Consider the following 266-nt stretch of genomic DNA (forward strand, 5'->3'; position numbering starts at 1 on the left):
GTCTTGCCAAGGAAGTCCGGCAGCCAGAACAGGTACAGCCACCAGATCGGATCGGTGAGGAACTTGCCGGCGGCATAGGCCCAGGTCTCGCGGAAGGTCAGCAGCTTGAACCAGGAGATCTTGACCGCGGCGGCCGGCTTGGCCGATACCGGGGAGCCATCGTCGGCCTGGATGTAGGCCAGCTCTTCGCGACTCACCTTGGGGTGTTCGTGGGGGCGGCGATAGATCAGCAGCCAGGCGATCAGCCACAGGGCGGTGACCAGACC

At 64.7% G+C, this 266-nt stretch carries 1 pseudogene; it reads right to left on the minus strand.

Annotated elements, in window-relative coordinates:
- Positions 1-266, minus strand: a pseudogene (locus tag FS767_RS22305) (MFS transporter); the annotation flags it as partial.

The sequence above is a fragment of the Pseudomonas sp. DE0010 genome (assembly GCF_007680745.1).
Classification (GTDB): Bacteria; Pseudomonadota; Gammaproteobacteria; order Pseudomonadales; family Pseudomonadaceae; genus Aquipseudomonas; species Aquipseudomonas parafulva_B.